The organism is Nocardia paucivorans NBRC 100373 (genome assembly GCF_000308675.1).
In the GTDB taxonomy this organism is placed as follows: Bacteria; Actinomycetota; Actinomycetes; order Mycobacteriales; family Mycobacteriaceae; genus Nocardia; species Nocardia paucivorans.
The window spans coordinates 475,341-495,622 of record NZ_BAGE01000041.1; the positions used below are offsets into that span (position 1 = coordinate 475,341).

The window sequence follows — 20,282 nt, forward strand, 5'->3', positions numbered from 1 at the left end:
CTGAGTCCGTCAACGGGTGAACATCCGGCGCCGTCGGGAAATTTCCCACCGGGCGACAGCACACCCGGCGAGCCGGCCGAACCGCCCATCGGGATGCGGACGATATCGTCGCACGTCGCCGACCGAGCGAGATTCCTCCCGCCCGCCCGGCACCGGGTACGGCGGCCGGATCGTGATCGACGCTCGCCCGGACATCGCGCTCATCGGTGCCGACAATGCGGGTCGGCCACCATGTCGCACCCGCCGATCGCGGAATTCGCCGACCCGCGGCGGTCCCATCGTTCCTGTCACCGGCGGCCCGGTCGACCGGCGACAGGCCGGGGCCATCCACCGGGCGCAGCGGTCGGCGCCGGATCCACTGCGACCGTTCCCGAAAGCATCCCCGGTCCGGATTCCGGTGTCGAGGCGCCCGGCGAATAGGAACGATCGAACACCACCACCGACAGGAACATATCCGTCGGGTCACCGGGAGTTCGGTCGTCCCTCGGAATGCACCTATCCGGTGGTGGACCCCGTCCGGTCACGGTCGGGGTCGTCGAGGACGGCGAGCGCCGATTCGACGAGCGCAGGGTCGGCGCCGTCGAGCCAATGCACTCGACGATCCCGGCGGAACCACGAACGCTGCCGCCGAACATAGCGGCGGGTGCCGATCAGGGTGCGCTCCCGGGCCTCGGCCAGATCGTATGCACCGTCGAGGTAGGCGAGGACATGGGCGTAGCCGATGGCGCGTCGCGCGGTCTGCCCCTCCCGCAGACCCCGGTCGACCAGGCCGCGCACCTCCTCCACCAGACCTCCGTCGAACATGGCCGCGGTCCGCCGCTCGATGCGGGCGTCCAATTCGGTGGTCTCCCGGTCCACACCGAGGATGACGGTTCCCCAGCGCGGTTCACCGATCACCGGCGCCGAGGCCGCGAACGGACGCCCGGTGAGTTCCACCACTTCCAGCGCGCGCACCATCCGCCGGCCGTCGGTGGGCAGGATGGTCGCCGCGGCAGCAGGATCGACCCGACGCAGCGCCTCGTGCACCGCCGCGACACCCTGTTCGGCCAGAACCGCCTCCCAACGGGCCCGCACCCGGGGATCGGTGGCGGGGAATTCCCACTGGTCGAGCAATGCCTGGATATACATCATCGAGCCGCCGACGATCACCGGAATACGACCGCGGGCCATGATCGCCTCCACATCCACCGCTGCGGCGGCCTGGTAGGCGGCCACCGTGGCCGTATCGGTGACCTCCAGCACATCCAACTGATGATGGGGGATACCGCGCCGCTGCGCCGGACTCAGCTTGGCGGTGCCGATGTCCATACCGCGGTACAGCTGCATGGCGTCGATGTTCACGATCTCCGCGCCGAGCCGTTCGGCGAGGTCCAACGCCAGCTCCGACTTCCCGGTGGCGGTGGGACCGATAACGGCGACCGGACGCACCGGGGCGTTCACCGAACCACCTCGCCGGCGATCGCGGGCCGCCACACACCCACGTGGTAACCGACCCCGAACGGCGCCCCTCGATAGCGGCCCTCCACCGCCGGTGGTGTCGGGTCGGCGGCAACCAGTCCGGCCAACACTTGGTAGGCGGCACGACCGGACAGGACGAGGCGAGCACACAACCGCGGGTCCAGTGCCATCAGCGCGGCACGGTCCCCGGTGGCCAGGGCGGTGTCGAGACGATCCTGCAGCGGACCCGCGTCGGGATCGAAGTAGCCGGGGGCCGCGGTCGACAGGGTCGCGGCACCGTCGGCGACCACCAGCACGACGTCCGGCTCGGCGGCGGAGTCCAGTTCGGCCCGGAGATCGGCGCCGAGTTCGGCACATCGGTCCGCGGGGGTGTCCGCCGCGACCAGGTGGACCCGCGCGACGGCCTCCGGAGCCACCGCACCGCGCAGCCAACCGGCTATCAACGCGGGCAATGGCAGGCAGGGATCCGGTGGGGTCGCGCCGGCGGCACTCGACGCACCGGGCACGGGTGGCGGACCCGATAGCGCCACGGGGACATCCACACCGAATCCGCGGAATGTGCCCACCGCGTCGCTACCGATGATCCGGGTCGTATCCCCGACCCCGACAACCGTCCAGCGCGACGACGCGGCCGCCAGTATCCGCCCGACCTCCAGGACCGCGGTCCGCAACTCCGCCAGATGGGTGTCGCGTGGGTCCGGCTCCGATCGGGGATCTGCACCACGGGCACGTGCGGAGCCGCCACACAGCTGGGAGACCAGGATCGGCGGCGAGGGGACCAGGGCCGCTAGACAGAACACGAGGTCAACGGTAACCGCTGTATCGGCCCGCTCGGTATCACGCCGGTACCTGGGCCTTCGAGTGTCTCTGCCGGAATCCGCGCCCCAATTGCTAGTGTTCGAAGTATCCGGACCAGGTCATCGGAGGTCCGGGTCCGCGGGCAACGGTCCCGCGGCAGCAGGGCGCACAATGTGGTTTCCAGGGCCCGGACCAGGTTGAATGGAATGGGCTACAGCGCAGCCAGGCAGCCGTGACGCGCGGCAGGGACGAGGAGCAATGAGCGACAGAAACGGAACCGCGAAACCCGGCCCCGGCATCACCCCGCGATCGTCCGGAACCGAACCGGTCGGTGAAACCCCCCGCGTCGAACCCGGGAGGTCCACGAAACGCGGTAGCGCGAAGAAGGGGGCCGCCGCGCACCCCAAACCCCATGCGGTGAACCCCGGTCAGGCCGACCGACACCCCCACGCCGTGGTCGTACCCAATGTCACCGATCCCAGTAAATGGGGCCGGGTCGACGAGGACGGCACGGTGTGGTTGAAGACGTCCGAGGGAGAGCGGATCGTCGGCTCCTGGCAGGCCGGGGACGCTGCCGAGGGCCTGGCCCATTTCGGCCGGCGCTTCGACGACCTGGCCACCGAGGTCGCTCTGCTCGAGGCGCGGCTGGCCGCGGGCACCGATGCGCGCAAGACCAAGACGGCCGCGCTCGCGCTCGCCGAATCACTACCCACCGCCGCCGTGGTCGGCGATGTGGAGAGCCTGGCCGCCCGCCTGCGCGCCATCGCCGAACACTCCGACGAGGCCGCCGCCCAAGCGCGTGAGGAAAAGGAGCGCGCCCGCCACGAGAACACCGAGCGTAAGGAAGCACTCGCGGCCGAGGCCGAGCGGATTGCCGCCGAATCCACCCAGTGGAAGGCCGCGGGCGACCGACTGCGGGAGATCCTCGAGGAGTGGAAGACCATCCGCGGGGTGGACCGCAAGGTCGACGATGCTCTGTGGCGGCGCTACTCGAAGGCGCGGGAGGCGTTCAACCGACGTCGCGGCGCCCATTTCGCCGAACTCGACCGGGAACGCGCCGCGGCCAAGGCCCGCAAGGAAGAGCTGTGCCGGCGCGCCGAAGAACTGTCCGATTCCACCGACTGGGTGGGCACCGCCGCGACCTTCCGCGAGCTGCTCACCGAATGGAAGAACGCCGGACGCGCCCCCCGCGAGGCCGATGAGGCGCTGTGGCGGCGGTTCAAGAGCGCCCAGGACGTGTTCTTCGCCGCCCGTAATGCCGCGGCATCGGAACGCGAGGCCGAGTTCGAGGAGAACGCGGCCGCCAAGGAGGAGTTGCTGGACCGGTACGCACCGCATATCAACCCCGATACCGATCTGGACGGCGCCCGCACCCTGCTACGGGAACTCCAGGAACAGTGGGAGTCCATCGGCAAGGTCCCACGGGAGCGGATGCACGAGCTGGAGGGCAGGCTGCGCGCCATCGAGAAGCGGGTGCGGGAGGCGGTGGACGCGCAGTGGCGGCGCACCGACCCGGAGGCACTGGCCCGCGCAGCGCAGTTCCGCGAACGTGTCACCCAGTTCGAGGAACAGGCCGCCAAGGCAGAGGCCGCCGGCCGGACTCGCGACGCGGAGAAGGCATGGGAACAGGCCCGGCAGTGGCGGGAATGGGCCGAGGCCGCCGAGGGCGCGGTCAGTAACCGCTAGCGGTCGGGGTTCAGTCCTCGCCCAGCCGGCGCCGCCGTTGCCGTTCCTCTTCCTCGGCAGCGGCGATCCGCCGCTGCTCTTCGGCGGCGAGCTGGAGAGCGGTGCGACTCCAGACGACCCGCACCCAATGGAACGTCAACAGCATCACTGCGAGGGTGCCGAGCACCAGCCCGATACCGGGCCCCGAACCCACATAGTTGTTCAGGCCCGGTGTCTGGCGGTGCCAGATCGAGAAAACCCCGAACGCGGCGGCGATCGCCGATCCGGCGACCGCCAACCAGGCCAGTACCCACCGCCGGGTCATCAGGGCCAGCAGCGAGAAACCGATACCGAACACCACCACGAACCAGACGAAGATCCGGGACGGCAAACCGATGTGTTCGTCCGCGGCGACGGGGGAACCGAGCAGCACATCGAATCCGCGGGCACCACCCGAATGCGGTAGCACCAGCGACACCAGCAGGACGAAGACCGCCACCGCCACGACCAGCGCGCGGGCTCCCGGGTCGATCTCCCCCGCGATCCGGCGTTCGACGGCCTCGATATCGTCGCGGAACTGCTCGAATTCGTCGGTGGCCTCGACGGGGTTCACGGTGTCGTCGTTCCCTTCCGCTGAGTCGTTGTCGGGTGCGGGCGGCTCCGGATCGGCACCGGTTTCGCGGCTCTCGGCCGACTCGTCTTCCGGTCCGATCCGTCGGGAGCCGTCATCACCGGTCCCACGTCCCCCATCGGCGGCCCCGGGACCGCGGTCGACGGGCTCCGATCCATCGTTCGGGTCGCTCATACGCCACATCCGGAAGCACATCCCGAAGCGGTGGGTTCGGGAGTCGGGGGGCCGATTCGAGGCAGTCCGAGGCCGACGCCGATCGGCGCGGTTTTGGGGGTGACGCCCTGTTCGTGCGCGTCACCCGCCCGGGTCCGGCGATGAGTACGGATCGGCGCGTCGGCGATGAGGTGATGCGGGGCGGCCCCGGTGACATCGACGGTCACCACATCACCGGGACGGATCGGCCGCTCGGTTCCCTCGGGACGGAAATGCACCAGTCGGCCGTCCCGGGCCCGACCGCTCATCCGCGCGGTGGCGGTGTTCTTACGGCCACCGCCCTCGGTGACCAACAACTCCACCTCGGTGCCCACCAGAGCGCGATTGGCCTCGAGGGAGATCTCCTCCTGCAGCGCGATGAGCCGGTCGAAACGCTCCTGCACCACTTCTTTGGGCAGCTGATCGGGCATCTCGGCGGCCGGGGTGCCCGGACGCTTGGAGTACTGGAAGGTGAACGCGCTGGTGAACCGGGCCTGCCGCACCACCTCCAGGGTCTGCTGGAAATCCTCTTCGGTCTCCCCCGGGAAGCCGACGATGATATCGGTGGTGATGGCCGCATGCGGCATCGCCGCCCGCACCTTCTCGATGATTCCCAGGTAGCGGGCCTGGCGGTACGAGCGGCGCATGGCCTTGAGCACCCGGTCGGAGCCGGACTGCAACGGCATGTGCAGCTGCGGGCAGACATTCGGGGTCTGGGCCATCGCCTCGATCACATCGTCGGTGAACTCCGCCGGATGCGGGGAGGTGAACCGCACCCGTTCCAGTCCTTCGATTTTTCCGCACGCGCACAGCAGTTTGGCGAAGGCGCCGCGGTCACGTGGCTGATCCGGATCGGCGAACGAGGCGCCATAGGAGTTGACGTTCTGCCCGAGCAGGGTCACCTCCAGTACGCCCTGATCGACCAGGGCCTGCACCTCGGCGAGCACATCGCCGGGGCGGCGGTCCACCTCTTTGCCGCGCAGCGACGGCACGATGCAGAAGGTGCAGGTGTTGTTGCAGCCGACGGAGATGGACACCCAGCCCGCGTAGGCCGACTCCCGTTTGGCGGGCAGCGTCGACGGGAAGGCTTCCAGCGATTCCAGGATCTCGACCTGCGCCTCGTTGTTGTGACGAGCGCGTTCCAGCAATACCGGCAGCGACCCGATGTTGTGCGTGCCGAACACCACATCGACCCACGGCGCCTTGCGGACCACCACATCCCGGTCCTTCTGGGCCAGGCACCCGCCCACCGCGATCTGCATACCGGGTTTCGCCGCCTTGATCGGCGCGAGATGCCCGAGGGTGCCGTAGAGCTTGTTGTCGGCGTTCTCCCGCACCGCGCAGGTGTTGAACACCACAAGATCGGCCGTCGTGCCCGGCGCGGCCTTCACATAGCCCGCGTCCTCGAGCAGGCCGGACAAGCGTTCGGAATCGTGCACGTTCATCTGGCAGCCGAAGGTGCGGACCTCGTAACTACGCGCTCCGGCACCTGCGGTGACAGTGGGGGGAGTTACCTGTCCGATCGAATCCACTCATCCAGGGTACGGGCCGCCCTCGAACCGTTTTCCGGCGCGTTCTCCTCCGCGTGATCGGGGCAACGTTCGATCCGCTCCCACGAGCGCGGCGGCGACGTCGGACACCCACCCACCCGATGGGGACACCCCCGAGAAAACAGCGCTCGCGTAACACGAAAACTATCGTCGAGTAACACGCATATATCGTTTCGGCGTGGCGCCTCGGCATGTATCGGAATAACGGGAAAATCCGCGATTTCCGCTTAAGGTCTCATTTATGACCGAGGCCATCGAAGCAGGCACCGCACCCGGCGCCGCCCCACCGCCCATGATCGAAATGCGCGGTGTGAACAAACACTTCGGACGGCTGCACGTTCTACGCGATATCGACCTCACGGTGCCGCGTGGTCAGGTGGTGATCGTACTCGGCCCATCCGGTTCCGGTAAGTCGACACTGTGCCGGACCATCAATCGACTGGAACCGATCGATTCCGGGCGGATCAGCGTCGACGGGGTACCGCTACCGGCCGAGGGCCGGGCGCTGGCCGCGCTGCGCGCCGATGTGGGCATGGTTTTCCAATCGTTCAATCTCTTCGCGCACAAAACGATCATCGACAATGTCACCTTGGCCCCCATCAAGGTGCGTAGGACGAAAAAGGACATCGCCCGCCGGCGGGGGATGGAATTACTGGAACGCGTCGGCATCGCCGATCAGGCGGACAAATATCCGGCGCAGTTGTCCGGCGGTCAGCAGCAACGCGTCGCCATCGCGCGGGCGCTGGCGATGAATCCGAAGGTGATGCTGTTCGACGAGCCGACTTCGGCGCTGGACCCGGAGATGGTCAACGAAGTGCTCGACGTCATGGTCTCACTGGCCAAGGAGGGGATGACGATGCTGGTGGTCACCCACGAGATGGGTTTCGCCCGGCGCGCGGGGGATCGGGTGCTGTTCATGGCCGACGGCCGAGTGGTCGAGGACACCGACCCGGAGACGTTCTTCACCGCGCCGACATCGGAACGGGCCAAGGACTTCCTCGGCAAGATACTCGCCCACTGACGGCACCGCCGATGACGTAGGACCATCACGGATGAGGGAAGGAACACGATGAGGATCGACCGCGCGCTCCGTCTCGCTGTCGGGGTGCTCGCTCTGGGTATCGTCGCCACCACCACGGCCTGTGGTGGTGGGGACGACCGGTCCGCCCTCGAGCACGCCCAGGATGGCCGACTCACCATCGGCATCAAATTCGATCAACCCGGCCTCGGGCAACGCAACACCGATGGCTCCTACAGCGGCTTCGACGTCGAGGTGGCCAAGTACGTGGCGGCCGAGCTCGGCGTCCGGCCGGACGACATCACCTTCAAGGAGGCGCCGTCGGCCCAACGCGAGTCGCTGATCCAGAACGGTCAGGTGGATTTCATCGTCGCCACCTATTCGATCACCGATCAGCGCAAGGAGAAGGTCGACTTCGCCGGCCCCTACTATGTGGCGGGCCAGAAGCTGCTGGTGCGGGCGGACAACACCGATATCACCGGACCGAACACCCTCGCCGGTAAAACGGTCTGCTCGGTAAAGGGATCCACTCCGGCGCAGCGGATCGAAAAGGAGTTCCCCGACACCCAACTTCAGGCCTACGACACTTACTCGCTGTGCCTGGAAGGGCTCAACAGCGGCGCGATCGACGCGGTGACCACCGACGACATCATCCTCGCCGGTTATGCATCCCAATCACCGGGCAGGTACAAGGTGGTCGGCGACGGTTTCTCCACCGAGAACTACGGGATCGGCCTGATGAAGGGCGATCGGGAAACCCGCGACCGCATCAACGACGCGATCGAGGCGATGATCGCCGAAGGCGCCTGGGACAAGGCGTTCCAGGACTCGGTCGGACGAGCCGCGAACTACCCCACCCCACCGGCCCCGACAGTGGATCGGTACTGATTCCGCGCTCCGGGTGGCGGCCGTGCCGTGCGGTCACCGCCCGAAGCGCAGCACCGGCCACCGTCCCGAACGGAAGGGCGTATCCACCGTGTTCGATCTGATCTCCGAGTACGACACCCGACTGCTCGAGGCATTCTGGGTGACCATTCAACTGACCGTGCTGTCGGCGATCGGCGCCCTGGTGATCGGAACCGTGGTCGCCGGTATGCGAGTGTCTCCGGTTCCGGTGGCACGCTGGGTGGGCGCCGCCTATGTCATGGTGTTCCGCAATACCCCGCTCACGCTCATCCTGGTGTTCTGTTCCCTGGGCCTGTATTCCATCCTGCGCCTGAACCTGGCGGCGGAAGGTCCGGACTCGCTGGCGGCCAACAACTTCCGCTGGGCCACGGTGGGACTGAGCGTGTACACGGCGGCGTTCGTGTGCGAGTCGCTGCGGGCGGGCATCAATACCGTGCCGCTGGGGCAATCCGAGGCCGGCCGTTCCCTGGGGTTGAATTTCTTCCAGAATCTGCGGTTGATCGTGCTGCCCCAGGCCTTCCGATCGGTGATCGCGCCATTGGGCAGCGTACTCATCGCCTTGACGAAGAACTCCACCGTTGCCTCGGCGATCGGGGTCGTCGAGGCCTCGTTGTTGATGAACGAGATGCTGGAGAACCAAGCCGCGCTCCTGCTCATCGGCGCTGTCTTCGCGCTCGGCTTCGTGGTGTTGACACTACCGACCGGCCTGTTGTTCGGATATCTCGCCAAACGATTCGAGGTGGCCCGATGAGCGGTGGGGCGCCGGTTCTCTACGATGCGCCGGGTCCGAGGGCCCGAATACGCAATATCGGCTACTCGCTGATCGTCGTCGTGGTGGTCGTGGCCGCGGCCTGGTACGTCGTGCGGGGGTTCGCCGACCAGAGGCAGTTCGTCCGCGCCAAATGGGAACCCTTCCTCGACGGTGGGGTGTGGACGACCTTTCTGCTGCCGGGTCTGCGCGGCACCGTTGTGGCGGCGGCATTGTCCATCGTGCTGGCCATGGCGCTGGGCATGATCTTCGGTATCGCGCGATTGTCGGATCATCGGTGGGTGCGGCTGCTCGCCGGGGCGATCGTGGAGACGGCCCGCGCCATCCCCGTGCTGATCCTGATGTTCTTCCTCTTCGCGCTGTACTCCCGATACAACGTGTTCCGATCGGAGTATCTGGCGTTGAGCGCGGTGGTGACCGCACTGACGATCTACAACGGCTCGGTGATCGCGGAGATCGTCCGGGCCGGGATCCTGTCCCTGCCCAAGGGACAGACCGAGGCCGCGGCCGCGCTGGGGATGCGTAAAGGCCGGATCATGCAGCTGATCCTGCTGCCGCAGGCAATCACCGCCATGCTCCCGGCCCTCATCTCACAGATGGTCGTCGCCCTCAAGGACTCGGCACTCGGCTACGTGATCACCTATGAGGAGGTGGTCCGCAACGCCCTACAACTGGGTGGCCTCGGCGTGGGCGGTGAACCCAATATCATTCCCGCGCTGCTGGTCGCCGCAGCCCTCGTGATCACCCTTAACGTCACCCTGTCCGGAGTGGCCACCCGGGTGGAGCGCCGGCTGCGGGCCGGACGCCGCAAGGGCACCGGGGTGGTGGCCGCGGACTCGGTGATCACCGACGCCGCTCCCGGAGTGGATATCACCATCAAATCCTGAGGCCTAATCCACGGCACGAGACGGTCGGTCGAGTGGGTCGGTGTCCTCCGGGACGGGGTCGGCAGAATCAGCGGCGAGTTCGGCGGTGACAACCGCATAGGCCACCGACTGTCCGTAACCGCGACGAGCGAGCATACCGACCAGACGACGTATCTTCTTGTCCCGATCCAGCTTCGGCGCCATGGTGCGCAGTTTGCGGCGGACCAGTTCGGTGGCTCGGGCCCGTTCGTCCTCGGTGGTGACGGTATCGAGGGCGGGGGCCGCGTCGTCCGCGGATATCCCCTTGCGCCGCAGCTCGTGGGCGAGCGCCTGACGCCCTCGGCCGGAGTGGGCGTGTCGGGAACGCACCCACTGCCGGGCGAACGCGGCATCGTCGACGAGTCCGACCTCACCGAGCCGATCGAGGGCCCGTTCACTCACCTCGGCCGCGAACCCTTTGTCCGCCAGCCGGCGGGCCAGCTCGGCGCGGCTGCGGGCGCGAACGGCGAGCAATCGCAGACAGACCTCCTTGGCCTGTTCCACGGTCCCACCCCCGGGCCCGAACGAGGAAGAAACCCCGGCCGGACGGGTCCGCTGCGGATCGAACTCGTCCGACCGGGAGTCGGTGGGGGTACTCGCCAGGATTTCCGCCGTTCGACGCCGCAGCTCGGCCACGGCCTCGGACCGGTCTGGCCGAGATACGGAACGCTCGTGCACCGGATCAGAAATCGGCGGGAACCTCGTCCGTCGCGGTCACATCGGCGCCGATACCCAACTTCTCCTTGATCTTCTTCTCGATTTCGTCGCGGATATCGACGTTCTCCAGCAGGAACTTGCGCGCGTTCTCCTTACCCTGCCCCAGCTGGTCGCCCTCGTAGGTGTACCAGGAACCGGATTTCCGGATGAAACCGTGTTCGACACCCATATCGATGAGCGAGCCCTCCTTGGAGATTCCGTGGCCGTAGAGAATGTCGAACTCGGCCTGCTTGAACGGCGGGCTGACCTTGTTCTTCACCACCTTGACGCGGGTACGGTTACCCACCGCGTCGCTACCGTCCTTCAGTGTCTCGATCCGCCGCACATCCAGCCGGACGGAGGCGTAGAACTTCAGCGCCTTACCGCCGGTGGTGGTCTCGGGCGAGCCGAACATGACACCGATCTTCTCGCGCAGCTGGTTGATGAAGATGGCGGTGGTGCCGGAGTTGTTCAATGCGCTGGTCATCTTGCGCAGGGCCTGGCTCATCAGGCGGGCCTGCAGACCGACATGGCTGTCACCCATCTCGCCCTCGATCTCGGCACGGGGCACCAGGGCGGCGACGGAGTCGATGACGATGATGTCGATGGCACCGGAGCGGACCAGCATATCCGCGATCTCCAGTGCCTGTTCGCCGGTGTCGGGCTGGGAGACCAGCAGGGAGTCGGTGTCGACACCGAGCTTGCGGGCGTAATCCGGATCGAGCGCGTGTTCGGCGTCGATGAAGGCGGCCACCCCGCCGGCGGCCTGGGCATTGGCCACCGCGTGCAGGGCGACCGTCGTCTTACCGGAGGATTCCGGACCGTAGATCTCCACGATCCGCCCACGCGGCAGACCGCCGATACCCAACGCCACGTCGAGCGCGATGGAACCGGTCGGAATGACCGAGACGGGCTGGCGGGCCTCCTCGCCCAGACGCATTACCGCGCCCTTGCCGAAACTCTTTTCGACCTGGGCAAGTGCGAGTTCGAGCGCCTTGTCGCGGTCGTAGGCCTGTGGTGCCATGTTTGCTCCCTTTTCGCCGGGTGGTCCATCTCTGCGGTGGTTGGCGCCCACACTAGAGGGCGGCACCGACAAGTTCCGGCCCAAGCCTAAACGAACAGGTGTTCGAGTCAAGTGACGCGCCGGGCCTCGCTACCACTACGGCAGCACCGTCGTATCGGCGGCGCCGCGCGCCCCGAGAATACGGCGTTGCGAGGCCTCGATCCGGACATCACCCGGACATCACCCGGACATCACCCGGACATCACCCGGACATAGTTGATACCGGCCTCGCGCCGCGCCATGCGGCCGTCGGGCGCGAACTCCCACCTCGGCAAACCGCCCCTCGACCTGCTCAACACGCGCTGGAACGCCGACGGCCCTCGCGACCTGCTCACCGATGTGGCCGGTCTACGTATCCGGCCGAACACCGTGGAACTCGCCGACCGAGCGCCGGCGAACGAAGCAACCCTCGCGGCCGTGCGCACCACCCGCGACATCATCTACGACACCGTCGTCCACGGATCGCACGATGCGCTCGACACCGTCCTGGGCCACGGCCGAATCCGCCGCAGCCGCGCCGACTCCGGCACCACCGACACCCCGGAGGTACCGGCTCCGGCCCGACTACCCGGCCGGCCGCCGCACTCCTGGATATGCTCGCGACGGGCCCGCACCGCATCCACCAATGCGCCCACCCGGACCGTGTGCTGTTCTTCCACGACACATCAAAGAACGGCGCCCGCCGCCGGCACTCGATGGCGACCTGCGGTAACCGCACCAAGGTCGCGCGCCACTACACGAAAAGAGAATGAGAGACCGACCACGACGGCCGGCCGATACTCACCACCGCGAACGCGGAACGTCGAATTCGGCGCACAACGCACGCCAGACCTCGCGGGGATCCACTCCCGCCTCGATCGCCGCGGCACCGGTTCTACCACCGAGCGATTGGATGACATGGTCGGTGAGCAGGGAATCGCCGCGAGCGACTCCGAACTCAGTGTGCAACAACTCCTGGAACTCGGTCAAGCGCACCGTGCCACGATACTCGCCACCCCGCCCGCCCGGACGTCCCGCACGCCGGAATGCCCGAACCGCGCGGCCGAAGCGGTCCCTGGCCCTGCCTCAGCGCGCACGCACCGCCGCACGGACCCGATGGCAGATCTCGACGGGATCGGCGACCTCTCCCGCGCCCGCCGCCGCTCGCCGCGCCGCCTCGGTGAAGCCCGGTTCCGTCAGCACCCGTAATACCGCGGCGCGCAACGCCTCGGCCTCGAGCGGTCGTACCAGCAGCGAACTCCCCTGACGCATCGCACGGTTGGCCAGTTCCCATTGGTCGCCGCCCCCGGGCACGGTCACCACCGGCACCCCCGCCGACAGCGCCTTCGCCAACAGCCCATGCCCACCCCCACCGACCACCACACGGGCCCGGGTGAGCAGCTCGTCCTGCCGGCCCAGCCCGGCCGTCGCCCACGGCGGCAGATCGGCGGGCGGCTCGTCCAGTATGGATATCACCACTCGCACCCCGGCCCCGTCGAGGGCTTGCAGCACCGTGTCCACCATGCCGTGCACCCCTGTATGCGCGGTGGACGGAGCGACCATGATCAGTGGCTCATCACCGGGCGGCGGCTCCAGGATTCGGTCGGTGGGCTCCCAGAACAGCGGTCCCACCACATGCGCCTCCCGCGGCCAGTCCGGACGCGGAACCTCCAGGGCGGGCAGGGTGGCGACCAACCGCGCGGCCGGTCCGGGATCCACGGGTGGCAGGCCCACGCTCTGCCGGGCCTGTTCGCGCTGTCGGGCGCCCCGACGGATATCGCGAGCGGTCAGAGCGCGCAGCACCCCGTCACGCAACCGGCCGTACGGCCCGTCCCCCGGTGCGAGACCGCTTCCGATGGGCGGCAGCCCCTTCGACGGCAGATACAGCGGATGGGGGGACAATTCCACCCAGGGCACGCCCAACCGTTCGGCCGCCATCCCCCCACCCGCGGTGAGCACATCCGAGACCACCAGTTCCGGGAGCATGGCGCTCAACTCGGGCAGGATCTCGGTCGAGATATGGGCGGCGCGCTCGTGAATGCGCTGCCCGGCATCGGTGTCGTCATCAATGGCCCGAGGCGCCAGCCCCTTGAGGCGACGCACCCCGATACCGGCCGCGCGGGCGGCGTCGAACCAGCGGGGTCCGGTGAACAGTACGGGCTCGTCACCCGCCGCCAGCAGTCGCAGGCACAACGCGATAGCGGGAAACGCATGGCCCGGATCCGGACCGGCGACAACGGCTACTCGCATTCGCCCAGCCTGCCACATCCGCCCCGACGCCCGATCGCGGAACCGGAATCACCATTCGCCCCCGTACCTGCGAACGACTCCGTTTCGATGCCCATATCGGGACGTGGGACGGTCAGAGTTTGCTCACGGGGCTGCCACTGCCCGAACCGGACAATGCCTTGTACAGCAGGTACAGGCCGAACACCACCGCCCCGATCACCAGGATCGGGACCAGTGCCTTGATCAATGCGCCGATAACGGCCAGCGCGATCCACACGACGACGACCACGCCGATGATCTTCCACAGCATTTCGTACCTCCCAGAAGTGGCGCTACCCCTCGTAGCATCGCAGTCCCGACCCGAGAAATCACCGGATGGCCGTCGATATCGGGGTGAATATCAGGGTTGTCCCCGAACGACCACTACGCTCGGCCGTGCCATCCGTACCGTGCGGAATTCTCCGACAGCGGCACGGACCGGGGAACAGTCGGCGCATACGACGGTTGGTCGGCGAGCTCGGTCAGCGCCTGGGCCCAACCGTCCATGCGGTCGGCGGCATGACGCAGATCGGCGACCACGACCTCGAACTCGTGGGCCACCGCCGTCGTCTCCGGAACCGCGAGTATTCGCCCGGCCGCGGCCACGATCTGCTCGTATTCGGCGACCCCGGTCTCCAACCGGGACAGAACGTGGCGCAACTGCTCGGCGAACATTCCGACCGTTTCCGTGTCCACCGCACCCAGGGTGGTTCCCGCCCGTTCCATGGCCGCGATATCGGCGGCCAGCGCGTGGAGCGCGGCAGCGCCGGAGTCCGCGGTGGCCAACATATCGTCGAGTTCGTCCGGTGGCAGCCGCCGAGAGTGCGCGATACGGCCGCCCAGCTCGTGGAGCGCGCGTTCGGCGCGCGCGAGACGCTCCATCGGCGCGCGGGCGGCCGACCGGGGCGGAGGCAGTTTACGCGGCAGATATCTGGCGGGAGGCAGGGGAACACTGCGCGTCCGCAGATAGCGCCGGGTGCTCAATGCCGCCCCGGTGACCAGCGCGACGGCCCCACCACCGAGGACAACGACCACCCAGGCGGGAGCGGAGGCCACGGTCAACCCCACCACCCCGAGCGTGGTGATACCCGAGGCGGTGCCGAGCCGCACACTGCGCCGCCGCAGCCGGCGCCGCCGCCGCATCTCTCGTTCCCGCGGATCGGCCCACCGACGGACCGCGACCAGCGCGTGCTCACCCACTTCACGCAAGGTGTCCGGTAGGGCGGCGGTCTGTCGGGGCGGCGCCGCGTGCCACGATCGAATCGGATAGCGGGGCCCGGACCCGGAGAGGCGGGATCGTGAACCGCTCATGACTGCACTCCCTGCCGAAACCCCGAACCGCTACTGCTGAGCGGTCTGCCCCTTGTTCAGTTGCGTGTTCAGTTGCGGTTGCGCCGGCTCGGCCTGAGGCTTGGCGGCGTCGAGGGCGGAACCGCTGCTTCCGGTGGGCAACGACTCACCCCGCATCGACGCCCGAATCTGCTCCAACCGGTTGTGCCCGGCCATCTGGACGCTGGCCTGCTGCACCTCCAGCATCCGCCCCTGCACCGAGTTCTGCGCCAGTTCGGCGGCGCCGAGCGCATTGGCGTAGCGACGCTCGATCTTGTCGCGCACCGCGTCCAGGCTCGGCACGTTGCCCGGGGCCGACAGGGTGCTGTCCATCTGCTGCAACGAGGCGCTGACCTGCTCCTGCATCTTGGCCTGCTCCAGCTGGCTGAGCAGTTTGGTGCGTTCGGCGACCTTCTGCTGCAGCAGCATGGCGTTCTGCTCGACCGCCTTCTTGGCCTGCGCCGCCGCCTGCAGCGACTGATCGTGGAGCACCTTCAGGTCTTCGACGGCCTGCTCGGCCGTGACCAGCTGGGCGGCGAACGCCTCGGCGGCGTTGGTGTACTGGATAGCCTTCTCGGTATCGCCCGCGGCATTGGCCTGATCGGCCAGCAACACCGCCTGCCGGGCATTGGCGTTGAGCTTCTCGACCTCGTCGAGCTGGCGATTCAGCTTCATCTCCAGCTGCCGCTGATTGCCGATCACCGAGGCCGCCTGTTGCGACAGAGCCTGGTGCTGGCGTTGGGCCTCCTCGATCGCCTGCTGAATCTGCACCTTCGGATCCGCGTGTTCCTCGACCTTGGCGTCGAAAAGGGCCATCAGGTACTTCCAGGCCTTGACGAACGGATTAGCCATCGGTTGATCCCGCCTCCATCTGCTGTGCCGCCTGCGCGACGTGCGGTGCGCGACCGTCACGCACCCGGTATATGCCTATCCTCCACCATTTCGACGCCCGATACCGGTGACCGAGCGTTACCGCGTCCGGATCGTGAACCCGTAACCGACGCCCCCTACGAATCTATCCGGTCCCCCACCCGGCGCGCATCGGCATGGACCCCGGTCTTTCCCCCATATCCCGGCGGGCACGACTAGGCGACCTTGACCAGCACCAGGGTTTCGTTCTTCGGCGCCGGGATGACGATTCGGGTGTCCTCATCGATCTGCGGCCGAGCCACGGCCGTATCGGTTCCGACGGATGCGGTCTCGACCTCGGCCGGTGCGGGACGATCGGCATCGACCACGGTGGCGGGTTCCGCAGCCGGGACCGAAACGGTCTCGGGTTCGACCGTGGCGGTATCGCCGGCCGACGCGGCCTGCTCGGCGCCCACCGCGTTCATATCGCTGTCGGCGATGATCGTGCTCACATCCCACAGCACCCGGGACAGCGGGACGTCCAATGCCTCGCAGATCGCCGCCAGCAGTTCACTGGAGGCCTCTTTACGGCCCCGTTCCACTTCCGACAGGTATCCCAGACTCACTCGGGCCGAGGTGGACACTTCCCGCAGGGTCCGGCTCTGGGCGAGGCGAGCACGCCGCAGACTGTCCCCGATGGCCTCTCGCAGCAGCGTCATCGCGTTCTCCTTCTCCCGGTAGGCGCTCGGCCCGTACGGCGGAGCGTGCCGTGGCACGCGCCGTCCTTTCTGGCACAACGTGGAATCGGGCGAATTGGTTCCCGCACGCGGTGGAAGCACGGCCGAGTGGTCACCGGAAATTCATCCGGTGGCCGCGCCACCGCGTATACACCGCAACAGTTCCCGTATCGCCGTCCGTGTCGCGTCGAACCTGATATTCCACCGGTCGCCCGACAGTTTCAACCGCATAACCTCGGTATGCCCCGGACCGGCCAGTCCGAGGAACACCGTGCCGGCGCCGATACCGTTCTGCGGATCCGGTCCGGCCACTCCGGTCAGCCCGATCCCCCAGTCCGCGGCGCAGCGGGTTCGAGCCCCGACCGCCAGTTGTTCGGCGGTGGTGACCGCGACCGGCCCCTCGGTGGCGAGTATCTCCTCGCTCACCCCGGCCAGTTCGTGCTTCATATCCGTGGCGTACACCACCAGTCCACCGCGGAGCACGGCGCTGGCGCCCGGCACACCCGCGATGGTCGCGGCCACCAGACCGGCGGTCAGCGATTCCGCGGTGGCGACGGTTCGGTTGGTCGCGCGCAACGCCCGCACCAATGCGGCGGCGTCGGTATCCGCCACCAACGGATCGGTCGTGGCCACCCGAGCACCGGTCCCGCTCATGCGCCGCGCGACCGTCGGGAGCCGGCGAACCACAGCCGCACCGCCTGTCCCAGATAGTCCAGCCCGGTGACCACCGTGAGCACCAACGCGACCCACATCAATGTCATCCCCGCCGTCGCGAACCCGCCCGACAGCGGAAGCAGCAACACCCCGATGGCCAATGACTGCACCAGGGTTTTCAGTTTTCCGCCATGTCCGGCCGGGATCACACCGTAGCGGGCCACCGCCAACCGCAGCAGCGTCACCGCGATCTCACGGAAACAGATCACCACGGTCATCCACCAGGCGAGCTCCCCCAGCAGTGACAGCCCGATCAGCGCCGACCCGATCAATGCCTTGTCCGCGATCGGGTCGGCGAGTTTGCCGAAATCGGTGATCAACCCGTATTTGCGAGCCAGTTGCCCATCGAAACGGTCGGTGATGGCGGCGAGCCCGAACAGCGCGGTGGCGGTGATCCGCCAACCGGTCTGGTGTCCCCCGCCGGCGAACAGGGCGACAACGAACAGTGGAACCAGGCCGATCCGCACCATGGTGAGCACATTCGCGATATTCCACAGCGGAACGGCGGTCTCGGTCCGCGCCGGACGCGGTGATACGGGAAGGGTCGGCCGGCGGTCCATCTCCTCGGGGTACACGCTCATGGCCGCCTCTCGAAGGGCCAGTCGCGCTGCCCGGCGCGGAAGAGGGGGCGGTACGACTGGGGGTGCGGCACACCCCAAGCCTATCGGTAGGGGAGCCGACTACTGTGCACCCCATGACCTCACTGGGACCACGGGGTGGTTCGACCGGCGATGCGCCCGAAATATCGGCCGACGAAGTGACGGTGCGGCGCGCGCGCACCTCCGACGTTCCCTCCATCAAGGCGCTGGTCGATATCTACGCGGGCCGGATTCTGTTGGAGAAGAACCTGGTCAACCTGTATGAGGCGGTTCAGGAGTTCTGGGTCGCCGAACAGGGTGGTCGAGTGGTCGGCTGCGGCGCCCTCCATGTGTTGTGGGCCGATCTGGGGGAGGTCCGCACCGTGGCGGTCCATCCGGATGTCAAGGGGCACGGTGTGGGAAAACTCATTGTGCGGCGATTGATCGAGGTGGCTCGAGAGCTGGAACTGCAACGGCTGTTCGTGCTCACCTTCGAGGTGGAGTTCTTCGGCCGACACGGTTTCGTGGAGATCGATGGCACCCCGGTGACCGCCGAGGTCTATGCCGAGATGTGTCGCTCCTACGACACCGGTGTCGCCGAATTCCTGGACCTGAGTTATGTGAAACCGAACACTCTCGGCAATACCCGCATGCTGCTGACCCTGTAGGGGAATGGCAGGGCAGCGGCGGCATCGTTAAGCTTCGGCGCGTGCCGATCTTCGCAGTCCACTACACCTATTCCGCCGCCACCCTCGCCGATCGCGACACCCATCGTCCCGACCACCGCGGCTGGTTGGCCGATCTGCTGGCCGACGGCACCCTGCTCAGCAGCGGCCCGTACCCGGATGGTTCCGGCGCGTTGCTGCTGATGCGCGCGGACGACGAGGCCGCGATGAAGGAGCTGTTGACCCGGGACCCGTTCGCACGTCGGGAACTGATCGACGAGGTCCGCGTGGTCGAATGGCAGCCGGTGCTCGGCACCTTCGCCGACGCCGGATAGGAATATCCGCCGCGACGGCCCACCGACCGGAACGGACGGTCACCGCTCGCGCGATACGATCCCCGAGTCCGAGGGCTCGGGCGGCCGAGCTCCGCCACCGGTCCGCCACAGACTGGCCCCCGTGGCGAGCACCAGGATTCCGATGATCACCGACAGCGAGGCGACCGTGGAGATCTCCGGCACCGGCACCTGCTCGCCGCCGTTGACGAACGGCAGGCTGTTCTCGTGGAGCGCGTGCAGCACCAGTTTCACCCCGATGAACGCCAGGATCGCGGCCAAACCGTAGGACAGGTAGACCAGCCGGTCCAGTAGGCCTCCGATGAGGAAATACAGCTGCCGCAGACCCATGAGCGCGAAAGCGTTGGCGGTGAACACCAGGTAGGGCTGTTCGGTGAGGCCGTAGATGGCCGGTATGGAGTCCAACGCGAACAACAGATCGGCGAATCCGATCGCCAGCAGGGCCAACAGCATGGGGGTGACCACGCGCTTGCCGTCGACCCGGGCGGTGAGAGAGTCGCCGTGGAAGCGGTCGGTGGTCGGTACCAGGCGTCGGACCAGCGCGACGATTCGGCTGTCGCGTTTACGCTCCTGTTCGATCTCGTGCCCGCTCTCTTTCAGGAGTTTGGCGGCGGTATAGATCAAGAAGATGCCGAACAGATAGAAAACCCAGCTGAAGGCGCCGATCGCGGCAGCGCCGACGGCGATGAACACCCCACGCATCATCAGCGCGACCACGATGCCGATCAGCAGAACCTTCTGCTGGTATGCCCGCGGCACCGCGAAGGTGGACATGATGATGAGGAATACGAACAGGTTGTCCACCGAGAGCGCCTTCTCGGTGATGAAACCCGCGTAGTACTCCCCCGCATGGCCGGCGCCCCATTTCGCGACGACCAGACCGCCGAAGGCGAGGGCGAGGCCGATATAGAACGCCGACCAGAACGCGGATTCCCGGAAGGTCGGTTCGTGCGGTGTGCGCACATGGGCGAAGAAATCGAAGACGAACAGACCGAGAATCACCAGGATGGTGATCCCCCATACCAATGTCGTTACCTGCATGCGGCGATCCGTTCGACGGTGCGACCCATGCCGCCATTATGCCTGATTTGTCCGATTTTCTCGGATTGCGGGGTGCCCCGGTCGCATTTCATACCCGCCGAGAGGCCGATGTGATCCG

Annotated in this window: 22 protein-coding genes and 1 pseudogene; 8 read left to right on the top strand and 15 right to left on the bottom strand. The window is 67.4% G+C overall.

Annotation, left to right across the window (positions count from 1 at the left end; translation table 11 throughout):
- Positions 1-495: 495 nt before the first annotated feature.
- Entirely contained in the window at positions 496-1,440 is a 945-nt protein-coding gene (gene miaA / locus ON32_RS13720) for a tRNA (adenosine(37)-N6)-dimethylallyltransferase MiaA (protein ID WP_040791345.1), read from the bottom strand.
- Positions 1,437-2,258, bottom strand: a complete 822-nt coding sequence (locus ON32_RS13725) for a class III extradiol ring-cleavage dioxygenase family protein (RefSeq protein WP_040791173.1) — start codon at positions 2,256-2,258, stop codon at positions 1,437-1,439. Before ON32_RS13725 ends, miaA begins: the two co-directional genes overlap by 4 nt.
- Before the next feature lie 256 nt (positions 2,259-2,514).
- Here ON32_RS13725 and ON32_RS13730 point away from each other — a divergent pair, with 256 nt between their 5' ends.
- Complete coding sequence (locus tag ON32_RS13730) at positions 2,515-3,942, top strand: DUF349 domain-containing protein (protein WP_040791174.1); 1,428 nt, start codon at positions 2,515-2,517, stop codon at positions 3,940-3,942.
- A gap of 10 nt (positions 3,943-3,952) precedes the next feature.
- On the opposite strand, the gene ON32_RS13735 is transcribed toward ON32_RS13730, so the two are convergent.
- Positions 3,953-4,726: an Rv2732c family membrane protein gene (locus ON32_RS13735; protein WP_373284299.1), complete on the bottom strand. Its 774-nt coding sequence runs from the start codon at positions 4,724-4,726 to the stop codon at positions 3,953-3,955.
- Positions 4,723-6,276 (bottom strand): tRNA (N6-isopentenyl adenosine(37)-C2)-methylthiotransferase MiaB, encoded by a 1,554-nt coding sequence (miaB, locus tag ON32_RS13740; RefSeq protein ID WP_051133201.1) that lies wholly within the window; start codon positions 6,274-6,276, stop codon positions 4,723-4,725. The genes ON32_RS13735 and miaB overlap by 4 nt, the downstream gene beginning before the upstream one ends.
- A gap of 310 nt (positions 6,277-6,586) precedes the next feature.
- On the opposite strand from miaB, the gene ON32_RS13745 reads away from it, so the two are divergent.
- From ON32_RS13745 to ON32_RS13760, 4 genes are all read left to right on the top strand, one after another.
- Positions 6,587-7,315 (top strand): amino acid ABC transporter ATP-binding protein, encoded by a 729-nt coding sequence (locus tag ON32_RS13745; protein ID WP_169331619.1) that lies wholly within the window; start codon positions 6,587-6,589, stop codon positions 7,313-7,315.
- A gap of 48 nt (positions 7,316-7,363) precedes the next feature.
- Entirely contained in the window at positions 7,364-8,200 is an 837-nt protein-coding gene (locus ON32_RS13750; protein ID WP_040791176.1) for a glutamate ABC transporter substrate-binding protein, read from the top strand.
- Positions 8,201-8,288: 88 nt separating this feature from the next.
- The gene (locus ON32_RS13755) at positions 8,289-8,969 is read left to right on the top strand and encodes an amino acid ABC transporter permease (RefSeq protein ID WP_040791348.1); all 681 of its coding nucleotides are present in this window, start codon (positions 8,289-8,291) and stop codon (positions 8,967-8,969) included.
- Positions 8,966-9,874, top strand: a complete 909-nt coding sequence (locus ON32_RS13760) for an amino acid ABC transporter permease (RefSeq protein ID WP_040791177.1) — start codon at positions 8,966-8,968, stop codon at positions 9,872-9,874. Before ON32_RS13755 ends, ON32_RS13760 begins: the two co-directional genes overlap by 4 nt.
- A 3-nt stretch (positions 9,875-9,877) precedes the next feature.
- Here ON32_RS13760 and recX read toward each other — a convergent pair whose 3' ends face one another.
- Both recX and recA read right to left on the bottom strand, forming a co-directional pair.
- Positions 9,878-10,528: a recombination regulator RecX gene (gene recX / locus ON32_RS13765; protein ID WP_245551014.1), complete on the bottom strand. Its 651-nt coding sequence runs from the start codon at positions 10,526-10,528 to the stop codon at positions 9,878-9,880.
- Positions 10,529-10,574: 46 nt separating this feature from the next.
- Positions 10,575-11,612: a recombinase RecA gene (recA, locus tag ON32_RS13770; RefSeq protein ID WP_040791178.1), complete on the bottom strand. Its 1,038-nt coding sequence runs from the start codon at positions 11,610-11,612 to the stop codon at positions 10,575-10,577.
- A gap of 279 nt (positions 11,613-11,891) precedes the next feature.
- On the opposite strand from recA, the pseudogene ON32_RS27755 reads away from it, so the two are divergent.
- Positions 11,892-12,403: pseudogene (locus ON32_RS27755) on the top strand (CGNR zinc finger domain-containing protein).
- 28 nt (positions 12,404-12,431) lie between these two features.
- Here ON32_RS27755 and ON32_RS13775 read toward each other — a convergent pair.
- The 8 genes from ON32_RS13775 to pgsA all read right to left on the bottom strand — a co-directional run bounded on the left by ON32_RS13775 (position 12,432) and on the right by pgsA (position 18,108).
- Positions 12,432-12,626, bottom strand: coding sequence for a DUF3046 domain-containing protein (locus ON32_RS13775; RefSeq protein WP_040791179.1), 195 nt, complete (start codon positions 12,624-12,626; stop codon positions 12,432-12,434).
- Between the two features lie 90 nt (positions 12,627-12,716).
- Positions 12,717-13,880 (bottom strand): glycosyltransferase, encoded by a 1,164-nt coding sequence (locus ON32_RS13780; protein ID WP_040791180.1) that lies wholly within the window; start codon positions 13,878-13,880, stop codon positions 12,717-12,719.
- 112 nt (positions 13,881-13,992) lie between these two features.
- The gene (locus ON32_RS29315) at positions 13,993-14,169 is read right to left on the bottom strand and encodes a hypothetical protein (RefSeq protein ID WP_040791181.1); all 177 of its coding nucleotides are present in this window, start codon (positions 14,167-14,169) and stop codon (positions 13,993-13,995) included.
- Positions 14,170-14,282: 113 nt separating this feature from the next.
- Entirely contained in the window at positions 14,283-15,209 is a 927-nt protein-coding gene (gene pspM / locus ON32_RS13790) for a phage shock envelope stress response protein PspM (protein WP_051133202.1), read from the bottom strand.
- 30 nt (positions 15,210-15,239) lie between these two features.
- On the bottom strand, positions 15,240-16,079 hold the full coding sequence (locus ON32_RS13795; protein WP_040791182.1) for a PspA/IM30 family protein: 840 nt from the start codon (positions 16,077-16,079) through the stop codon (positions 15,240-15,242).
- Between the two features lie 233 nt (positions 16,080-16,312).
- Positions 16,313-16,795, bottom strand: a complete 483-nt coding sequence (locus ON32_RS13800) for a helix-turn-helix domain-containing protein (protein WP_040791350.1) — start codon at positions 16,793-16,795, stop codon at positions 16,313-16,315.
- 141 nt (positions 16,796-16,936) lie between these two features.
- A complete protein-coding gene (locus ON32_RS13805; protein ID WP_040791351.1) occupies positions 16,937-17,467 on the bottom strand; it encodes a CinA family protein in 531 nt (176 codons plus the stop codon).
- On the bottom strand, positions 17,464-18,108 hold the full coding sequence (gene pgsA, locus ON32_RS13810; RefSeq protein WP_040791183.1) for a CDP-diacylglycerol--glycerol-3-phosphate 3-phosphatidyltransferase: 645 nt from the start codon (positions 18,106-18,108) through the stop codon (positions 17,464-17,466). The genes ON32_RS13805 and pgsA overlap by 4 nt, the downstream gene beginning before the upstream one ends.
- Before the next feature lie 113 nt (positions 18,109-18,221).
- Between pgsA and ON32_RS13815 the strand changes: the two genes are divergently transcribed.
- Entirely contained in the window at positions 18,222-18,773 is a 552-nt protein-coding gene (locus tag ON32_RS13815) for an amino-acid N-acetyltransferase (protein ID WP_040791184.1), read from the top strand.
- Between the two features lie 41 nt (positions 18,774-18,814).
- A complete protein-coding gene (locus tag ON32_RS13820; RefSeq protein ID WP_040791185.1) occupies positions 18,815-19,105 on the top strand; it encodes a YciI family protein in 291 nt (96 codons plus the stop codon).
- 39 nt (positions 19,106-19,144) lie between these two features.
- Here ON32_RS13820 and ON32_RS13825 read toward each other — a convergent pair whose 3' ends face one another.
- Positions 19,145-20,164 carry a TerC family protein gene (locus ON32_RS13825; protein ID WP_040791186.1) on the bottom strand — a complete coding sequence of 340 codons (1,020 nt, stop codon included), beginning with the start codon at positions 20,162-20,164 and terminating at the stop codon, positions 19,145-19,147.
- Positions 20,165-20,282 lie beyond the last annotated feature (118 nt).

Bases quoted from the DNA above. Each gene is read 5' to 3' on its own strand.
- pgsA (WP_040791183.1), bottom strand. From the start codon at position 18,108: ATGAGCGTGTACCCCGAGGAGATGGACCGCCGGCCGACCCTTCCCGTA.
- ON32_RS29315 (WP_040791181.1), bottom strand. From the start codon at position 14,169: ATGCTGTGGAAGATCATCGGCGTGGTCGTCGTCGTGTGGATCGCGCTG.
- ON32_RS13795 (WP_040791182.1), bottom strand. From the start codon at position 16,079: ATGGCTAATCCGTTCGTCAAGGCCTGGAAGTACCTGATGGCCCTTTTC.
- pspM (WP_051133202.1), bottom strand. From the start codon at position 15,209: ATGAGCGGTTCACGATCCCGCCTCTCCGGGTCCGGGCCCCGCTATCCG.
- ON32_RS13825 (WP_040791186.1), bottom strand. From the start codon at position 20,164: ATGCAGGTAACGACATTGGTATGGGGGATCACCATCCTGGTGATTCTC.
- ON32_RS13815 (WP_040791184.1), top strand. From the start codon at position 18,222: ATGACCTCACTGGGACCACGGGGTGGTTCGACCGGCGATGCGCCCGAA.
- ON32_RS13730 (WP_040791174.1), top strand. From the start codon at position 2,515: ATGAGCGACAGAAACGGAACCGCGAAACCCGGCCCCGGCATCACCCCG.
- ON32_RS13735 (WP_373284299.1), bottom strand. From the start codon at position 4,726: ATGAGCGACCCGAACGATGGATCGGAGCCCGTCGACCGCGGTCCCGGG.
- ON32_RS13780 (WP_040791180.1), bottom strand. From the start codon at position 13,880: ATGCGAGTAGCCGTTGTCGCCGGTCCGGATCCGGGCCATGCGTTTCCC.
- ON32_RS13745 (WP_169331619.1), top strand. From the start codon at position 6,587: ATGATCGAAATGCGCGGTGTGAACAAACACTTCGGACGGCTGCACGTT.
- ON32_RS13805 (WP_040791351.1), bottom strand. From the start codon at position 17,467: ATGAGCGGGACCGGTGCTCGGGTGGCCACGACCGATCCGTTGGTGGCG.
- ON32_RS13760 (WP_040791177.1), top strand. From the start codon at position 8,966: ATGAGCGGTGGGGCGCCGGTTCTCTACGATGCGCCGGGTCCGAGGGCC.
- recA (WP_040791178.1), bottom strand. From the start codon at position 11,612: ATGGCACCACAGGCCTACGACCGCGACAAGGCGCTCGAACTCGCACTT.
- ON32_RS13750 (WP_040791176.1), top strand. From the start codon at position 7,364: ATGAGGATCGACCGCGCGCTCCGTCTCGCTGTCGGGGTGCTCGCTCTG.
- ON32_RS13800 (WP_040791350.1), bottom strand. From the start codon at position 16,795: ATGACGCTGCTGCGAGAGGCCATCGGGGACAGTCTGCGGCGTGCTCGC.